Below are 1,326 nucleotides of genomic sequence, written 5' to 3' on the forward strand. Positions count from 1 at the left end.
GATTCACCAACCACCACACAAGGACGTACACACTATGAGCGCTGTTGAAGACGGACTCCTCGGAGGACTTATTGTCGCCCTGATACCGGGATACCGCATTAAGCTCGGCAAACCTACCCTGAATAAGAGGCAGAAAAGGCCCGTCGCGGCATTTATTTTCTTTTGGCTTGTGACTATTCTCGGGTTTGTCGGCATGCCGCTTATATGGCTGTCCCTTGGTCTTGGGGATGTGCAGCCCGGTTCAGAGGATTTTACCGTTGCGATTTCAGGTCTTATTTTTGGCGTCGTGTCCCTTGGCCTGCTGGGCGCTATTCCTCTGAATCACTGCTACGCCTTCTACCTTGAGCTGCGCGAGGATTGCGTGCGGTGGCGTAATTGGCGGTGGAAGGAACGCGCTTTCACCTACCCCTCGATTACGTTCGCTCATGTGGAGAACAACGGCAAGAACGGCTTCTTGCGCATTGGCAGTACTGAGATGGGTAAGCGTACTTGCAGCTTCGACCCGTATCAGTTTGATGCGACCATTCTTATGGCGCAGGTGCTTTACCGTGATGATCATGGGCGTTGGGCTGAGGAGGACGGCCTGGATGTGATGAGCGTGGTGGGGATGTATGGCTCTTCGCGCGATATTTATGCCCAGTTTTATGACTTGTGCGAAACGAAGTACATCGTTGGTCAGACGAAGAGTGAGCGTCAGAAGCGCCGCCGTCGGGCTGCTCGTAATGAGGCGCGTAGGCTGGAGCGTCAGCAGGCGCGTGAGGAGGCGTGCCGCAAAAACTCATGATTTGAAGAAGCCGAAGAACTCAGGCGAGAAGAGGCGAATAGCGATGAAAAATAATGGGGCCAATTTCAAAGAGTATTTTCGTAGAACAGCAGAAAATATATGGAATGACCGCGGCGTCATTATATTTTTCGTAGGATTTATTGCCGTATTGGGAGCTATATATTTCATGACCCATTCCAACCCGAATAACGACTCTGAAATATGTACTATCGAGTCGGTTGAAATCATTGAGCACGAGGACCCCTACGCAATCTCCGGTGCCTTCGAGACGAAAGAGTGCGGAACCATCACAATGTGGCACGCTCCCGATGGGGAACGTATCTACCCCTACCTCAACAGCATTGAGGCGGGCAAGAAATACAGGGCGTACAAGTCCTTCGATACCCGAAACGACAAAACAGGGTTCTCCGTCATCCGCTTCGAAGAAATCAAAGAATAAGCCGTAGATCAATAAAACAAAGACGACCACTTGTGAGTAAATATTGACCCTAATGCCCACGAGAGAAAGCAAGTAATAAAATATGTTCCTGGCAGAATTTGCA

The 1,326-nt window shown here is 50.4% G+C and carries 2 protein-coding genes; both read left to right on the forward strand.

Annotated elements, in window-relative coordinates:
* Positions 1-784 (forward strand): ECF transporter S component (locus HMPREF2674_RS07635; RefSeq protein WP_246826200.1); only part of this gene is annotated, 784 nt, incomplete at its 5' end.
* Position 785: 1 nt separating this feature from the next.
* Complete coding sequence (locus HMPREF2674_RS07640; protein WP_246826201.1) at positions 786-1,223, forward strand: hypothetical protein; 438 nt, start codon at positions 786-788, stop codon at positions 1,221-1,223.
* Positions 1,224-1,326: the final 103 nt, after the last annotated feature.

The organism is Rothia sp. HMSC062F03 (assembly GCF_001836905.1).
Taxonomy (GTDB): domain Bacteria; phylum Actinomycetota; class Actinomycetes; order Actinomycetales; family Micrococcaceae; genus Rothia; species Rothia mucilaginosa_A.